Origin of the sequence: Clostridium sp. SGI.024, assembly GCF_050315195.1 — a bacterium.
Classification (GTDB): domain Bacteria; phylum Bacillota; class Clostridia; order Clostridiales; family Clostridiaceae; genus Clostridium.
The window spans coordinates 1-18365 of the sequence record NZ_JBNPON010000033.1; the positions used below are offsets into that span (position 1 = coordinate 1).

Genomic DNA, 18365 nt, shown 5'->3' on the forward strand with positions numbered 1-18365 from the left:
AAATTAAAGTAGGGAGAAATAATATGAGAGAAAAAATAAAAAGTATTTTTAATGAGGTTTTTGGAAAAAATGGTGATGAAAAATATTTTTTTTCACCCGGAAGAGTTAATTTAATAGGAGAACATACTGATTACAATGGTGGAAATGTGTTTCCTTGTGCACTAAGTTTTGGAACTTATGGTGCAATAAGATTAAGAGAAGATGATAAAGTAAGGATGTATTCTAAAAATTTCGAAGATATTGGAATGGTAGAATTTTCTTTAAATAACCTAAAATACGAAAGCTTACATGACTGGGCTAATTACCCTAAAGGCGTAATTGATGTGATGAAAAAACATGGATATAGTATTAATAGAGGTTTTGATGTAGCTATATATGGCAATATTCCCAACGGTTCAGGATTATCCTCATCTGCATCATTAGAGCTTTTAATTGCAGTTATGATGGATACTTTATTTAATTTTAATATTAATAGAATAGATTTAGTTAAATTTTCTCAAGAAGCTGAAAATAAGTTTGTAGGTGTTAACTGCGGAATTATGGACCAATTTGCTATAGGTATGGGAAAGGAAAATAACGCTATACTATTAGACTGCAATACTTTAAAATATAATTATTGTCCTATAGAACTAAAAAATGAAGTGTTAGTTATAGCAAATACAAATAAAAGAAGAGGGTTAGCAGATTCCAAGTATAATGAACGTAGAAGTGAATGTGAAAAAGCTTTAGAAGAATTAAAAGTAAAACTTAATATTAATTCTTTAGGAGATCTTTCTATTGATGAATTTGAAAAAAACATAGATTTAATAAAGGATAATACTAGAAGAAAAAGGGCAAAACATGCTGTTTATGAAAATCAAAGAACATTAATGGCAAAAAGTGCATTAGAAGCAAATGACTTAGTTACTTTTGGTAAGCTTATGAATGAATCTCATATTTCTTTAAGAGATGATTACGAAGTTACAGGTATTGAATTAGATACTTTGGTAGAACTTGCATGGAATCATAGTGGAGTTTTAGGTGCTAGAATGACTGGTGCTGGATTTGGTGGATGTACAGTTGCATTAGTAAAGAAGGATAGTGTAGATGATTTTATAGAAATAGTTGGACAAGGATATAAAAATAAAATAGGATATGAAGCTAGTTTCTATATTGCTGAAGTAGGAAATGGAACTAGAGAAATTTAGGAGGTATTAATATGATTTTAGTATGTGGTGGTGCAGGTTATATTGGAAGCCATGCAGTTTATCAATTAATAGAAAAAAGAGAAGATGTAGTAGTTGTAGATAATTTAGAAACAGGACATATGGAAGCTGTAAATCCTAAAGCTAAATTTTATAATGTGGATATAAGAAATGAGAAAGAATTAGATAAAGTATTTAAAGAGAATAATATTACAGAAGTAATTCATTTTGCAGCAAATTCTTTAGTTGGAGAAAGTATGACTAATCCATTAAAATATTATAACAATAATGTGCATGGTACAGAAGTTTTATTAAAAGTTATGGTAGCAAATGATGTAAAGAAAATAGTATTTTCATCAACAGCTGCAACTTATGGAGAAGCTACTAAAATGCCAATAGTTGAAACTGATAAAACTGAGCCAACTAATGCATATGGTGAGACTAAGTTGGCTATGGAAAAAATGATGAAATGGGCTGACATAGCACACGGTGTAAAATATGTTTCACTAAGATATTTTAATGTAGCAGGGGCTCATATTAGTGGAAGTATCGGAGAAGATCATAGTCCTGAAACTCACTTAATACCATTAATATTACAAGTTCCTCTTGGAAAAAGAGAATTTATTTCAATTTTCGGTGAAGATTATGACACAGAAGATGGTACTTGTATTAGAGATTATATTCATGTTACTGATTTAGCAAATGCTCATATTTTAGCAATTGATTACTTAAGAAAAGGAAATGAAAGTGATATTTTTAACTTAGGTAATGGAAATGGATTCTCAGTTAAAGAAATGATAGAAGCTGCTAGAAAAGTAACAGGACATGATATACCAGCAAAAATTTGTGAAAGAAGAGCTGGTGATCCAGCTAGACTTATTGCATCTTCTGAAAAAGCTAGAAAAATATTAAAATGGGAGCCTAAATATAATAATGTTGAAGATATAATATCTTCTGCTTGGAAATGGCATAAAAATAATCCTATGGGATTTAATAAGTAGGGGCGTAATATGATGATTTATAGAGAAATAAAAAGATTAATTAATTATGGATTAAAGCATACTTTATTTACAAAAGATGATGAAATATTTATTAGAAATTCATTACTAAGTGTTTTAAATTTAGATGAATATGAAGATGTAGAGGTAGAGGACGAAGAATTAAGTACTCCTACAGATATTTTAGAAAATATTTTGAATTATGCTTTTGAAAATGGTATTTTAGAATCTAATACCCCTATTTATAGAGATTTATTAGATACTAAAATCATGGCAGTTTTAATGCCAAGACCTTCAGAAATAATTAGAAAATTTAATGAAAAGTATAAAAGATCAAAAGAAGAAGCTACAGACTATTTTTATAATATTAGTAAAGCATGTGATTATGTTAGAACAGATAGAATATCTCAAAATTTAGTTTGGAAAAGCAAAACTGATTATGGTGAATTAGATATAACAATTAATTTATCAAAACCAGAGAAGGATCCTAAAGCAATAGCAGCAGCTAAAAATATGCCTCCTTCTAAATATCCTAAATGTCTTTTATGTAAAGAAAATGAAGGATATAGAGGGCGTATAAATCATCCGGCAAGACAAAATCTTAGAATTATTCCACTTACATTAAAGGATGAAAAATGGTATTTACAGTATTCACCATACGCATACTATAATGAACATTGCATAGTTTTTTCAGAAAATCACCTTCCAATGAAGATTACAAATAATACTTTTCATAGATTATTAGAGTTTGTAGAAAAGTTTCCACATTATTTTATAGGTTCAAATGCAGATTTACCTATAGTAGGGGGTTCAATATTAACTCATGATCATTATCAAGGTGGAAATTATGAATTTGCTATGAATAAAGCGTCAAATTATATAGAATTTATATTAAAAAATTATGAACAAGTAGAACTTTCTATTGTAAAATGGCCTTTAAGTGTATTAAGATTAAAAGGTAAAAATAGATTAGAATTAAGTGAATTAGCGTATAAAATATTAAATCATTGGAAAAGTTATAATGATCCTAAAGTTGGAATATATTCATTTAGCAATGATATTCCTCATAATACAATAACACCAATAGCTAGAAGAGAAAAAGAGTATTATGTAATGGACTTGGTTCTAAGGAATAATAGAACAAGTGAAGAATACCCAGATGGAATTTTCCATCCACATAGTGAACTTCATAATATAAAAAAAGAAAATATCGGATTAATAGAAGTTTTAGGACTTGCCGTACTTCCTGCTAGGTTAAAAGATGAAATTGAAATAATAAAAGATTCTTTAACTACCAAAAAAGATGATATTTATAATTATGAAAATATGAAAATTCATTATGACTGGTATGAAGAAATAAAATCAAGAAATAAAAATATAACACTTGATAATGTTGATAGTATTGTAAAAAATGAAATAGGAAATGTATTCATTAAGGTTCTAGAACATTGTGGAGTATTTAAATGGGATTATGAAGGAAAAGAAGCTATTCAAAGATATATTGATAGCTTAAAATTAGCAATTGATTAATAGTACACAGGTGAGGCATTTTATATGCCTCATCTTAATTATATATTGATGCTTATTATATTATTTGAATAGAGGTGAATGTAGTGGCAACAATTAAGGATATTGCAAATGTAGCAGGAGTTTCTATTGCAACTGTATCTCGCATATTAAACTTTGATAAAACTCTTAATGTGTCTGAAGAAACAAGAAAAAAAGTTTTTTCTACAGCTGAAGAAATGAACTATGTAACAATAAAAGAGAGAAAAAATAAACTTAAGAATTATACTATTGGAATTATTTGTTCTTTTAATGAAATTAAAGAGTTAAGTGATCCTTATTTTTTATCAATCAGAATGGCTATAGAGAAAAAATGCTTAGAAGATAATATAGGTTTTAAATCTTTGTATCTCAGTAATTTTATAAAAGATAATATATATAATTATAAAGACTTAGATGGAATAATTGCAATTGGTATTTTTGAAAGTGATGAAATAAATAAACTTAGAGAATTATCACCTAATATTATATTTATAGACTCATCTCCAGAAGAATGGGAATTTGATTCAATAGTTGTAGATTTAAAATATGGCACTAAAAAAGCACTAGATTATTTATATAACTTAGGCCATAAGGATATTGGGTATATTGGTGCCAAAGTTATTCCACATAATAGTATTGATGGTAATGAATTAATAAATTATAGAGAAGCTACTTATAAAGAATTTATGATAGATATAAATAATTACAGAGAAGAGTGGGTTTTTAAAGGGAATTTCACTCCAGAAGATGGATACATGTTAATGAAGGAAGCATTAAAATTAAAAAAACTACCGTCAGCTTTTTTCATAGCTAGTGATCCTATGGCTATAGGAGCTTATAAGGCTATCCAGGAAGAAGGTTATTCGATACCAAATGATATAAGTATAGTTGGTTTTGATGATATAGCTACTGCTCAATATTTATCACCTTCTTTAACAACAGTTAAAATATTTACAGATTATATGGGAGAAATTGCTTTAGAGACTCTAATGGAGAGGATAAGAGAAGAGAGACATTTGAGTAAAAAAATTGTATTACCTGTAAAATTAATTATAAGAGATAGCTGTAAAGAGGTATAAATAAAGGTGCTGTTTCGGCAGCTCCTTTTTATAATATAAATATAGATGGAGGTATATAAAGTGGTATATAGATTGGGTATAGATGCAGGTTCAACTACAGTAAAATTGGTATTATTAGATGAAGAGAATAAAATAATTTATAAATGTTATACCAGACATCTTACAAAAGTAAGAGAAACTGTATTAAGTGAACTTAGTAAAATAAAAGATATAGTAAATAATAATAAAATTCAGGTTTCAATTACAGGATCATCTGGATACGGTTTAGCCATGGATTCTGAAATATCATTTGTTCAAGAGGTTTTTGCAACAACTATTGGAGTAAAAAAGCTTTTTAATAATATTGATGTTGTTATTGAACTAGGTGGAGAAGATGCTAAAATTATATATTTAACAAATGGACTAGAGGAAAGAATGAATTCTAGCTGTGCAGGTGGGACAGGTGCTTTTATTGATCAAATGGCAAGCTTAATGGGTATTAGTGTAGAATATTTAGATAAAATTAGTTTTGACTATAAGAATATCTATCCAATTGCATCTAGATGTGGAGTTTTTGCCAAATCTGATATTCAACCATTGTTAAATCAAGGGGCAAGTAAGGCAGATATTGCAGTAAGCATATATGATGCAGTTGTAAATCAAACTATTGGTGGACTTGCACAAGGTAGAGAAATAAAAGGAAATATATTGTTTTTAGGAGGTCCATTATATTTTTATAAAGGCCTTAGAAGTATGTTTATAAAAAAATTGAACTTAAGCGAAAAAGAAGCATTGGTTCCAGAAGATGCAGAAGTTTTTGTTGCAAAAGGAGCAGCGTTATTTGCTGGAAATGAAGAAAAAACATATACTTATAAAGACTTACTATCGAAGCTTAATAATCATAAAAATAATATAAATATAAATAAAAGTATTAAGCCTCTATTTTCAAGTAAGGATGAATATAATAGATTTTTAGATAGACATAATAAAGCTAAGGTTTTAATTAAAGATATAAATGATTATATAGGAGATGCTTATTTAGGAATAGATGCTGGAAGTACAACTACGAAGCTTGTTTTAATTGATTATAATAGTAATATAATATATCAATTTTATGCTCATAATGAAGGGAATCCAGTAAAGGTAATTAAAAGACAGTTAGAATATATTTATGATAACTTTGGAGATAAGATTATTATAAAAGGAAGTGCAGTTACTGGATATGGTGAAGAACTAATAAAGAAAGCTTTTGGTATTGATTATGGTATAGTAGAAACATTAGCTCATTATATTGCAGCAAGTAAATTTAATCCAGGAGTAGATTTTATTTTAGATATAGGTGGACAAGATATTAAGTGTTTTGAAATTGAAAATAACGCAATAAAAAGTATAATATTGAATGAAGCTTGTTCTTCAGGGTGCGGATCTTTTATTGAAACTTTTGCTAAAGCAATGGGGTATGATGTTGAAAGTTTTTCTAAGTTAGGACTCTTTGCAAAACATCCTGCTGATTTAGGATCAAGATGTACGGTTTTTATGAATTCTTCCATTAAGCAAGCACAAAGAGATGGTGCAACCATTGAGGATGTTTCAGCAGGATTATCAATAAGTGTAGTAAAAAATGCTTTATATAAAGTTATTAGAACAAAAAATATAGGTAAAAATGTTATAGTTCAAGGTGGAACCCTATGTAATGATGCAATTTTAAGAAGCTTAGAAATAGAATTAAATCAAAATGTTATACGATCAAATATTTCTGGATTAATGGGGGCATATGGAGCTGCAATATATTCAAAAAGAGAAAAGCCGAAAGAATCAAAAATTATAAGTAGAAAAGACCTTGAGAACTTCACTCATAGTTCTAAAGGAATTAAATGTGGACTTTGTACTAATAAGTGCAATTTAACTATAAACACTTTTAATGGTGGAAGAAAATATATATCTGGCAATAGATGTTCAAAGCCTACTGGTAAATATGATGATAATAATATTCCAAATTTATATGAATACAAATATTTAAAATTATTAGAATATGCTAATAATTTTGGCGATAAAGGAGTTATTTCTATTCCAATGGTTTTAAATATGTATGAAAACTTACCGTTTTTCGTTAAATTCTTTAATTATTTAGGAATTAAGGTGGTTTTATCAGATGCCTCTTCTAAAAAGCTATACTTAAAAGGACAACATACAATACCATCAGATACTGCTTGTTATCCTGCTAAAATAGTTCATGGACATATAGAAAGTATAATTGAGAAAAATATTGAGAATATTTTTTATCCATGTATGACATTTAATTATGATGAAGGTATTTCAGATAATCATTATAATTGTCCAGTAGTAGCATATTATCCTGAGGTTATCAAAAACAATGTTCAAAATATAGAAAAATGTAATTTTATATCACCTTATTTAGATTTGAATTCTAAAAAAAGTACTATAGAAAATTTATATAAAAGCCTAATAGATTATTATCCATGGATTTCAAAGGAAGACATAAAGCATGCATATGAAGTTGGACTTAAGGAGTATAAAGACTTTAAAAAAGATATTTTAATAAAGGGCAAGGAAGCTATTGAATATGGTAGAGATAATGATTTATTGATTGTGGTTTTAACAGGCAGACCTTATCATATTGATAAAGAAATTAATCATGGAATAGATAGAATGATGAATTCATTGAATTTAGTAATATTAACAGAGGATTCTATTCCTTTTAATTATGATAATGTAGCAGTAAATGTTCTAAATCAGTGGACATATCAAGCTAGATTATTTAATGCAGCTAAATTTGTGGTAAATAATGAGGACATGCAGTTGGTACAATTAGTATCATTTGGATGTGGAACAGATGCAATTACAGCAGATGAAATAAAAAGTATTTTAGAAAGTAAGGGGAAAATATATACACAATTAAAAATAGATGAAACTAATAATTTAGGAGCAGCAAAAATTAGAATAAGAAGTATGGTAGAAGCAGTTAAGAATAGGTGGGAAGTATATGAGTAGTAGTTATAAAGTATTTACAAAGGAAATGAAGAAAAATTATAAGATATTAGCTCCTAATATGTTGCCAATTCATTTTAAAATAATAGATAAGATATTAAATGATTATGGATTTAATATAGAATTTTTAGAAGATGATGTATCATCAATAATTGAAGAAGGATTAAAATATTCTAATAATGATATATGTTATCCAGCCATGATAGTAATTGGACAATTTATTTCGGCATTAAAAAGCGGTAAATATGATATTAATAAAACAGCTCTTCTTATGACTCAAACTGGAGGAGGATGTAGGGCATCAAATTATATTCATTTAATTAGAAAGGCATTAGAAAATAGTGGTTTTTCAGAAGTTCCTGCAATTGGATTAAGTGTAGGTGGTATAGAAAAACATCCAGGATTAAAATTTGGCCCACATCTTATAATTAAACTTTTTTATGGTGTTATATATGGAGATTTAATAATGTATCTTTATAATAAAGTAAAACCTTATGAAATAAATAAAGGTGAATGCGATATTGTTTTAGAAAAATCAATAGATAATTTAAAAAAGAAATTTTCAAGTTTTAAATACTTAAAATTATCAAAAATATCAAAGGAAATTGTAAAATCCTTTGATGAAATAAAAGTAAATAATGAAAGTAAAATTAAAGTAGGCATTGTAGGTGAAATCTATATGAAATATTCAAGAATGGGGAACAACCATCTTGAAGAATTCTTAATTAAAGAAGATGCTGAAGTTGTACAATCTGATCTTATGGATTTTATTAATTACTGTATTTTAAATTCTGTTATTGACTATAAATTATATAGAAAAGGATATTTAAAATCAAAAATTTCTTCTTTAGGATATAAGATTATTTTAAAACTACAGAGAAAAGTAAATAAAGCAATACAAAATAATTCAAGATTTAAAGGGCCAAAAGATTTTGACGAAATTAGAAAAATGGCCGATGGATATATAGGATATGGAGTTAAAATGGGAGAAGGTTGGTTATTAGTAGCAAATATGATTGAACTGATACATTCAGGAGCAAATAATATTATTTGTGCAGAGCCATTTGGATGTCTACCTAATCATATTGTTGGTAGAGGTGCTATAAGAAAGATTGTTGATAAGAATCCTGAAGCTAATATAGTAGTTATAGACTACGATCCCTCTCAATCAAAGATAAATCAAGAAAATAGAATTAAGCTAATGTTATCAAATGCTAAGTTGAACAATTATTTATAAAATGCTAATTTTTAGCTATATCTATAATTATATTAGGTATAGCTATTATTTGCTATTTAGCATAAAATTAAATTAATGATAATATTTTTATTTAATACTTAAATGAAAGAGAAGGATAAAACTTATGACTATGACTAAGCACTTTTTTATAATAAATCCTGAAGCAGGCAAAATGGATGTTTCTGAAAAAATAATTAATGAAATAAAAGAAGCTTTTAAGGGAAATAGTGATGAATATAAAATATACATTACTAAGGGAAAAAATGATGCTACGAATTTTACAGAAAGTGTATGTAAAAATGAAACAGGAAATCTAAGATTTTATGCATGTGGAGGAGATGGAACACTTAATGAAGTAGTTAATGGTTTAGTTGGATATAAAAATGCCAGTGCTTCAGTTATTCCTTACGGTACTGGGAACGATTTTGTAAATAATTTTAGTTCATGTAGTAATTTTATTGATATTGAAAAACAAATAGAATTTAAAGAAGAAGAAATTGATTTATTAAAAGTTAATAATAAATACTCTGTTAACTTATGCAATATAGGATTTGATGCTAAGGTTGCAGAAAATATGTATAAATTTAAGAGATTTCCTTTAATAAGTGGACAAGGTGCCTACACCCTTTCTGTATTTTATTCATTGTTACATAAAATGTATTCTAATTTAGAAATAATAATAGATAATAAAGGGATAATAAAAGGAGAATTTCTATTATGTGTTGTAGCAAATGGAATGACATATGGAGGAGGTTATAAGGGAGCACCTTTAGCTAAGATTAATGATGGGTTAATTGATATTTGTATATTTAAAAAGGTTTCTAGAATAAAGCTTATTAAATTAATCAATATATTTAAAAGAGGAGAACACCTAGAAAATGAAGAAATGAAGGATTACTTCATTTATAAAAAATGTAGATCCATTCATATAAAATCTGATAAAAATTTTACTGTATGTATTGATGGTGAAATATTATTAGAAAAAGATATAGAAATTAATTTAGAGAATAAAGCTATTAATTTTTTAGTTCCGCATAAAGAAATAATTTGTTAATTTTAATAGGAGTGAGAAGTAAATTTGAATAGTTTCATAGAATTTAAAGATGTTAAAAAGACTTATAAAATGGGAGAAGTTGATATTGATGCATTAAGAGGGGTATCTTTTCAAATTGAAAAAGGAGAATTTGTAATAGTTGCAGGAGCTAGTGGAGCTGGTAAAAGCACTATATTAAATATACTAGGTGGAATGGATACCTTAAGCAGTGGAAAAATTATTGTTGATAATAACATAATAAGTAACTATACAGAAAAAGATTTAATTTCATATAGAAGATTTGATATTGGATTTGTTTTTCAATTTTACAATTTAGTTCAAAATTTAACTGCTTTAGAAAATGTAGAATTAGCTACACAAATTTGCAAAAATCCACTTAATCCTTCAGAAGTTTTAGAAGCAGTAGGATTAGAAGAAAGAAAAAACAATTTTCCTTCACAATTATCTGGTGGAGAACAACAAAGAGTAGCTATAGCTAGAGCACTAGCAAAAAACCCTAAGTTATTACTTTGTGATGAACCAACAGGTGCACTAGATTATAACACTGGAAAGGCAATATTAAAATTATTACAAGATACATGTAGAGAACGTAATATGACAGTTATTATAATCACTCATAATCTTGCATTGACTCCTATGGGAGATAAAGTAATTAAGGTTAAAAATGGGATGATTGAAAGCATAACTATAAATGACAATCCAACTCCAGTAGAAAGGATTGAATGGTAAAAATGAAAAATGCATTTTTCAAAGATGTTTTAAGGGATATTAAAAAATCAAAAGGAAGGTTTTTTTCTATTTTTGCAATTATTGCTTTAGGAGTAGCATTTTTTTCAGGAATAAAAGCATCTCCAATAGTTATGAAAGCTACAGCGGATAAATATTATGATGACAATAATTTTATGGATTTAGCCTTATATTCTACCTTAGGATTTACTGATGAAGATATTGATGAAATAAAAAAAATAGATGATGTAGATGATGTATTTGCAACATATTCATTAGATACAGTAGCAAAAGTTGATTCATCAGAAGTTGTTATTAAGGTAATGGGTATACCATTAGATAATAGTAATTATGTCAATAAATATACTTTAGTAGAAGGAAGATTACCAGAAAGTTCAAATGAATGTGTAATAGAGGAAGGTAAAATTGAGAATTTAAATTTATCAATTGGCAACAAAATAAAGTTAGAATCGGGGAATAGTGAGGATTTAAATGAAAGCCTAGAAAATACCGAATACGAAATTGTTGGGAAAGTACAGACTCCATATTATTTATCTAGTGAAAAAGGGACATCAAGTATAGGAAACGGTAAGGTTTCAAGTTATGTTGTAATTCCTTTAGATAATTTTAAAATCCCTGCTTATACTGAAGCATATGTTACTATAAATGGTGCTAAAAAAGAAGATGGATACTCAGATAAATATTTTGATATAATTGATACAGTAAAAATCTCTTTAGAATCCTTAGGTACTGAAAGAGCTGACATAAGATATGAAGAAATTATTGATGAAGCCAATAAGAAGTTAAATGAAAGTAAAAATAAGTTAAGTGAAGAAAAACAAAGTGGTGAAGAAAAGCTTAATAATGCAAAGAAGCAACTAGAAGAGTCAGAGGAAGATATTAAAAATGGTGAGGATGAATTATTTAAAAAAGAAACAGATTATAAGTTAACAATAATTCAGGCTGAAAATGAAATATCTTTAGGACAATCTAAAATAGATAGTGGTAAATCACAATTAGAAGCAGGAAAACAAACATTAAATGAAGAAAAGAAAAGTGCTGAAAGTATAATAAACACTGGAAAAGAGACATTAAAGACACTTGAGAATAGTAAAAAAGATATAGAGAATAAAATTTCAGATAAAGAAAACTCATTAAAGAATAACAATCTATCTGAAGAAGAAAAAAATATATTAAAAAATGAGTTAAATGTATTATATAAGACTAGAGATGAGATTGATAAAGGTATCTCATATATAAATAATGAAATAACCTCTGCAGAACAAAAAATACAACAAGCAGAAGAACAAATTAGAACTAAAGAAAATGAATTAAAAAATGCTGAAGTTCAGTTAAATGAAAGTAAAGTTAAATTAGAAAATAGTAAGATTGAAGCAGAAAATCAATTTGCAAGCGCAAAGTTAGAATTAGAAAATGGTAAAAAAGAATTAGAAAATGGTAAAAAAGAATATGAGGAATCTAAAGAGAAATTTGATAAAGAAATAGCATCAGCAGAAGCAAAAATTATAAAAGCTGAAAATGATATAAAGGATATAGAAGAACCAAATTGGTATATATTAGATAGAAATAGTCAGTATTCTTATGTTGATTATAAAAATAATGCAGATAGTATAGATAAGATAGCAAAGGTATTCCCGGTTTTTTTCTTTTTAGTAGCAGCTTTAGTATGCTTAACTACAATGACTAGGATGGTAGATGAACAAAGAGTAAATATAGGAACGTTAAAGGGGTTAGGTTATTCTAAATACATGATTGCTTCAAAATACATTGTTTATTCATTTACAGCAAGCTTTTTAGGTAGTATTGTAGGTCTTGCCATAGGTTATACAGTTTTCCCAATAGTTATTTTTGATGCTTATGGAATAATGTACACATTACCAAAAGTTAAATTGGAATTTAATATACCTATTGCACTAATTATAACAATGATTTCTGTAGCTGTAACAACAATTTCTTCAGTTCTTGCTTGTTATAAGGAATTAGTTGAAACACCTGCTATGTTAATGAGACCTAAGGCTCCAAAGGAAGGAAAAAGGATTTTAATTGAACGTATTGGCTTTATATGGAACAAATTAAGCTTTATAGGAAAGGTAACTGTTAGAAACATATTTAGATATAAGAAAAGATTCTTTATGACTGTGTTTGGAATAGCTGGTTGCACGGCATTACTTCTTACTGGATTTGGAATTAAAGATTCAATAAAAACAATTGTAGATAAACAGTTTGGTAATATTTTCAAATATAATTTAACTATTAATATTGATAAAGATACAAGTAAATTAGAAAAAAATAAATTAAAGGATGAACTAAATAATTTAGAAGAAATAGATCAATTACTTATGCTATCTTCTGAAAGTGGAAAGATAAGGACTGGAGATACAGAAAAGGATATTTATATAATAGTTCCTGAAGATATAGCTAAGGCTAGTGACTTTATAAATTTTGTTAATAGAACTACTAAGGAAAAATTAAAACTAAGTGATAGTGGGATTATCTTAACTGAAAAAGCTGCTAAGCAAGCTAAAGTAAAAGTTGGTGAAGAGATAAAAGTTAAAGTTAATAATAAAGAATATTCTATGATTGTTTCTGGAATTTCTGAAAACTATACCTTTAATTATGCTTATATTTCACCTAAGTACTATAAGGAAGTATTTGATAAAGAGGTTCTATATAATTCTATTATATCTAAAACAGAAAATCTTGAAAACAAAGATGATTTTTCTATGAGTATTATGGATAAAGAAATTGTAAAAGGAGTATCCTTTAATGATAACATAAGAGAAAATTTTGATAATATTATTAAAAGTTTGAACTATGTAATAATAGTAATTATAGTTTCTGCTGGAGCACTAGCATTTACTGTTTTATACAACTTAACAAATGTAAATATTAGTGAAAGAATCAGAGAAATAGCAACTATAAAAGTATTGGGTTTCTATGATAAAGAAGTTTCAGCTTATATTTACAGAGAAAATGTAATTCTAACTATCTTTGGAATTTTATTTGGATCAGTGTTAGGTATATTTCTTCATAGATTTATAATGCTGACTGTGGAAATAGATAATATGATGTTTGGAAGAAATATAGATTTACCAAGCTACATCCTTTCAGCTTTATTAACAGTAGTTTTTGCTGTTTTAGTTAATATAGTAATGTATTATAAGCTCAAAAATGTAAAAATGGTAGAATCATTAAAATCAGTAGATTAAATTTGACTTAAATAAAAATGTATAGTTATTTTAAAGCTCCTTATAAATCTTATTTTGTAAGATTTATAAGGAGTTTATTATTTTATATTACTGTCTTTATTTAGAACAAAAGTTGTTTTGAAGTATATACTATATTAATAAATATTAATGGGAGAAAAAAATGCCATATAGTGATATTTATAAGCAAATTGGCTTTCAAAGAGAAATAAAAAGACTAGAAAAACAAGCAAATCTTGGTTGTGAAAAAGAAGTAAAAATGCTTAGAAATCTAGGGGTAAGTAATGATAATTTAATTTTAGAGGTTGGAAGTGGTCCTGGATTTTATACTAAGATTTTACTGGATAATTTTATTAATTCAGAAATTGTTTCATTAGATATTGATGAGAACCTACTTAAATATTCAAATAATATGCTAAAAGACTATAAAGAAAGAGTAACTTTTTTAAATGATGATATAACTAAAAGCTCTATTCCTGATGAATACTTTGATACTATAATAGTTAGATTTGTATTTCAACATTTGACAGAACCTATAGCTGCTTTAAAAGAAATATATAGAATATTAAAGCCAGGTGGAAAAGTAATTATAATAGATGTAGATAGCGAATTATGGGGTGTAACATTTCCTAAAAGCGATTTAATTAAAAACTTAAATTCAGATTTAGCTAAGTATCAATCATCATTAAATGGAAATAGGACTATAGGAAGAAGTATTCTTACATTATTAAGGTTACTTAAATTTAAGAATCTCAATATAGAATCAGTTATAAATCATAGTGATATTTTAGGTAAAGAAAATTTTAGATATAATTTTGATAAGGGACTAGAAAAAGATGCAAGACTAGGTGACCTTTTAAAAGAGTACAATGATTTTTTTGATTTAAACTATTCTTCTATTATGCTTATTAAATTTTTTTTCTATGGAGAGAAGCCAATTTAAAGTAAATTTAAGAAGTGGATAAAACCACTTCTTTTTGTTATAATAAAAGAATATTGTTTTTAAGGTGAGTAATATGATTAAAGAAGCATTATTAAAGAAAAATAAAAAATATATATCTGAAAAAAATATATTAGCAAGTAAAAAAATTATAGAAAATGATTTAGTTTCAAATTTTAAAATGTATTATGATGAAGGATTAGTTCATATTAATTCTGAAGTTCTATCTGAAGATTATTTTAGTACATATAATAATAGCATTGAAGTAGATGTAAAAACTAAAGCTTTAATTGCAAGTTATTGTACATGTGAAGATTATGAAAAAAATGAGTTTAGAAAAGATAATTATATTTGTAAGCATTTAGCTGGAACCTTTTATAAATTTTTATCAGAATTAGAAAATAGTAAGGATTTAAAAGAAAAATTTGAAAATAATATAGAAAATAAAAAAGTTTTTAAATCTAATGATAATATTTTAAATTTATTATTAGAAGAAGAAAATAAGGAAGAAATAAAGTTAGAAGTTTATATAAATAGAGTTGGAATTAAGAATAATATAACAGCTGAATTTAAGATAGGCTTAAAGGGATTATCATCAAACAAATCCTATGTGGTTAAAGATATCAACCAATTATTAATATCTATAAATAACAGGATTCCTATTAAATATGGCAAAGATTTTATTTTTGATTTAAGGCATCAGAGATTAGGTATTAAAGAAAATAAAATTATATCCTTAATTGAAAAAATAAAAGATGTAGAAAATCTACAATTAAATTTTGTAAGAAGACAAGATAAATTTATAGATGGTAAAACATTATTAATACCTGATTTTCTTTTAAGAGAGTTTTTTTATATTATATCTAAAAATAGAGTATATCTAAATGAAGGTTTCTTCTATAGGCCTGTGGAAACTGAAATTATTTGTGATAAACCTAATATACAGTTTACTTTAAAGGAATTAAGTAATGAATATATTTTAACAATAGATGAAGGATTGCCAGAAATATTAGATAAAAAGAATACAGTATTTTTATATGGTAGCAGTATTTATATTCCTAATTTTGATTTTTGCTATAATATTTCAAAATACATAAAGGCTTTTGATGGAAATAATTCTATTTCTTTAGATAAAGAAGATGAGTTTAGAATACTATCTAATTTATTACCTAAGTTATATACTTTATCTGATTATGTTAATGTAAATAAAAAAATCAAAGAAAAAATAGTAAAAGAAGATGTTAAGTTTTGTTTTTACTTTGATAAAATCAATAAAGATATTACATTAGTTTTAAAAGTAAAATATGGGGCTCATGAGTTTAATATTTTTCATGAATATAAAAATAAAATAATATATAGAGATTACAATAAGGAGGCAGAAGTATTATCTTCCTTAAGGTCATTAGGTTTTGAAGCATCTGGAGATAAGTTTTATTTATTACTTGGAGATGATTATATATTTAATTTCTTTAAAAATGAAATTGATAAATTACAAGAAATAGGAGAAGTATTTTATTCAGAAAATTTTAAGATAATTAAGCAAGTAAATAATAAGAATATAGTAGGACAAATAGAAGCAGGAAAATATGATTATTTAGAATTTAAATTTAAAATTGCTGATATTTCTAATGATGAAATAAAAAATATATTATTGGCATTTAAAGATAATTTAAAATATTATAAGCTTAGAGATGGAGAATACTTAGATTTAGAGGAAATAGAACTTAGAAATTTTTTAAAACTATTAGATGTACTTTCTATTGATAATGATATAGATGATGATAATAAATTAATTTTTAATAAAAATAAATCAGTATTTATAAATGATTTTATTAAAGATAATAATTTAAGATACATAAAAGGAAAAAATGAACTAACAAAGATTCAAAAGAAGATTAAAGATGTAAAGAAAATTAATTTTAAAGAACCTCTAGCTTTAAATGCTGATTTAAGAGCTTATCAAAAAGAGGGATATAACTGGTTGAAAACAATGGATTATTTAGGTTTTGGTGGGATACTAGGTGATGAAATGGGGCTTGGTAAAACAATACAAGCTATTACTTTTATTTTATCAACACTTCCATCTAAGACAATAATCGTTGCTCCTACATCATTAATTTATAATTGGAGTAATGAAATAGAAAAGTTTGCTCCAGGTATTAAATATGCAGTTTTAAATGGTACTAAGGAAGATAGATTAAATATTATTAATAATATTTGTGAGTATGATGTTTTTATAACAACCTATAATATTTTAAAAAGAGATTTAGAATTATATAGTGATATTAACTTTGACTACTGCTTTATAGATGAAGCTCAATATATAAAAAATAGTAGTTCTCAAAACGCTTTATCCGTTAAGAAAATACAAGCAAATAGAAAATTTGCACTAACTGGTACACCTATTGAGAATTCTGTTTTAGAATTATGGTCAATTTTTGATTTTATAATGCCTGGATATTTATTTGATGAAAAAAGATTTAGTGTTAGATATTACAAGAAATTACATGAATCAAATGAAGTTTTAGAAGAATTAAATATGTTAATAAATCCTTTTATATTAAGAAGATATAAAAAAGATGTAATTAAAGAATTACCTTCGAAAATCGAAAAGAAGCTTTTAGTTTCAATGTCTGATGAACAAGAAAAAGTATATGGTATATATGCTGATTATGCAAAAAAGCTTATAGAAAAGAAAGTAAAAGATGACGAATTAAGTAATAGTAAAATTGAGATATTATCTTATATAACAAAATTAAGACAAATATGTTTAGACCCTTCTGTACTAATAAATGATTATATAGGTAGTAGCGGTAAAATTGATTCTTTAATAGAATTATTAAATCAAGGAATAGAAGAGGGGCATAAGATTCTTGTATTTTCTCAATTTACTTCAGTATTAAAGAATATATCTAAAAAACTAGAATATGAAAATATAGCATATAGTTATTTAGATGGAAGCATACCATCAGAAAAAAGAATTCAATTAATAGATGAGTTTAATAATGGTAATAACTCTGTATTTTTGATAAGTTTAAAAGCGGGTGGCACTGGGTTAAACTTAACTTCTGCAGATATAGTTATCCATTTTGATCCTTGGTGGAATCCAGCAGTAGAAGACCAAGCAACAGATAGAGCTCATAGATTTGGACAAAAGAATATTGTTGAAGTTATAAAGCTTATTTCTAAAAATACAATTGAAGAAAAAATAGTTGAACTCCAAGATGAAAAAAGAAAGTTAATTGAAAAGATAATTGATAATGAAATGGATACTTCTAAAATAAACGCTTTAAGCGAAGAAGATATATTAAATTTATTTTCAATAGGTTAATTAAGAATTTTTATATAGATATAAGAAAAATAGTCTTAGTATAATTTATTTAA

11 protein-coding genes are annotated in these 18365 nt (G+C 26.1%); all 11 read left to right on the forward strand.

The window, feature by feature from the left end; all coding sequences use genetic code 11:
- Nucleotides 1-23 precede the first annotated feature (23 nt).
- The 11 genes from ACQRD5_RS10240 (at nt 24) to ACQRD5_RS10290 (ending at nt 18312) form a co-directional block, all read left to right on the forward strand.
- Entirely contained in the window at nt 24-1187 is a 1164-nt protein-coding gene (locus tag ACQRD5_RS10240; protein WP_291625799.1) for a galactokinase, read from the forward strand.
- Between the two features lie 11 nt (nt 1188-1198).
- A complete protein-coding gene (gene galE, locus ACQRD5_RS10245) occupies nt 1199-2185 on the forward strand; it encodes a UDP-glucose 4-epimerase GalE (RefSeq protein ID WP_291625801.1) in 987 nt (328 codons plus the stop codon).
- Nucleotides 2186-2194: 9 nt separating this feature from the next.
- Entirely contained in the window at nt 2195-3712 is a 1518-nt protein-coding gene (galT, locus tag ACQRD5_RS10250; RefSeq protein WP_291625803.1) for a UDP-glucose--hexose-1-phosphate uridylyltransferase, read from the forward strand.
- Between the two features lie 83 nt (nt 3713-3795).
- Nucleotides 3796-4809 (forward strand): LacI family DNA-binding transcriptional regulator, encoded by a 1014-nt coding sequence (locus tag ACQRD5_RS10255; protein ID WP_427746778.1) that lies wholly within the window; start codon nt 3796-3798, stop codon nt 4807-4809.
- A gap of 60 nt (nt 4810-4869) precedes the next feature.
- Complete coding sequence (locus ACQRD5_RS10260) at nt 4870-7800, forward strand: acyl-CoA dehydratase activase (protein ID WP_291625807.1); 2931 nt, start codon at nt 4870-4872, stop codon at nt 7798-7800.
- A complete protein-coding gene (locus tag ACQRD5_RS10265; RefSeq protein WP_308780349.1) occupies nt 7793-9034 on the forward strand; it encodes a 2-hydroxyacyl-CoA dehydratase in 1242 nt (413 codons plus the stop codon). The genes ACQRD5_RS10260 and ACQRD5_RS10265 overlap by 8 nt, the downstream gene beginning before the upstream one ends.
- A 124-nt stretch (nt 9035-9158) precedes the next feature.
- Entirely contained in the window at nt 9159-10088 is a 930-nt protein-coding gene (locus tag ACQRD5_RS10270; protein WP_294169683.1) for a diacylglycerol/lipid kinase family protein, read from the forward strand.
- A gap of 24 nt (nt 10089-10112) precedes the next feature.
- Nucleotides 10113-10817 (forward strand): ABC transporter ATP-binding protein, encoded by a 705-nt coding sequence (locus ACQRD5_RS10275; RefSeq protein ID WP_291625814.1) that lies wholly within the window; start codon nt 10113-10115, stop codon nt 10815-10817.
- The gene (locus tag ACQRD5_RS10280; protein WP_320901749.1) at nt 10811-14044 is read left to right on the forward strand and encodes an ABC transporter permease; all 3234 of its coding nucleotides are present in this window, start codon (nt 10811-10813) and stop codon (nt 14042-14044) included. The genes ACQRD5_RS10275 and ACQRD5_RS10280 overlap by 7 nt, the downstream gene beginning before the upstream one ends.
- A gap of 160 nt (nt 14045-14204) precedes the next feature.
- On the forward strand, nt 14205-14984 hold the full coding sequence (locus tag ACQRD5_RS10285) for a class I SAM-dependent methyltransferase (protein ID WP_291625818.1): 780 nt from the start codon (nt 14205-14207) through the stop codon (nt 14982-14984).
- 73 nt (nt 14985-15057) lie between these two features.
- On the forward strand, nt 15058-18312 hold the full coding sequence (locus ACQRD5_RS10290) for a DEAD/DEAH box helicase (protein WP_320901752.1): 3255 nt from the start codon (nt 15058-15060) through the stop codon (nt 18310-18312).
- Nucleotides 18313-18365: the final 53 nt, after the last annotated feature.

Coding starts and splice junctions, on each gene's coding strand:
- ACQRD5_RS10265 (WP_308780349.1), top strand. CDS start 7,793: ATGAGTAGTAGTTATAAAGTATTTACAAAGGAAATGAAGAAAAATTAT.
- galT (WP_291625803.1), top strand. CDS start 2,195: ATGATGATTTATAGAGAAATAAAAAGATTAATTAATTATGGATTAAAG.
- ACQRD5_RS10280 (WP_320901749.1), top strand. CDS start 10,811: ATGGTAAAAATGAAAAATGCATTTTTCAAAGATGTTTTAAGGGATATT.
- ACQRD5_RS10270 (WP_294169683.1), top strand. CDS start 9,159: ATGACTATGACTAAGCACTTTTTTATAATAAATCCTGAAGCAGGCAAA.
- galE (WP_291625801.1), top strand. CDS start 1,199: ATGATTTTAGTATGTGGTGGTGCAGGTTATATTGGAAGCCATGCAGTT.
- ACQRD5_RS10285 (WP_291625818.1), top strand. CDS start 14,205: ATGCCATATAGTGATATTTATAAGCAAATTGGCTTTCAAAGAGAAATA.
- ACQRD5_RS10290 (WP_320901752.1), top strand. CDS start 15,058: ATGATTAAAGAAGCATTATTAAAGAAAAATAAAAAATATATATCTGAA.
- ACQRD5_RS10240 (WP_291625799.1), top strand. CDS start 24: ATGAGAGAAAAAATAAAAAGTATTTTTAATGAGGTTTTTGGAAAAAAT.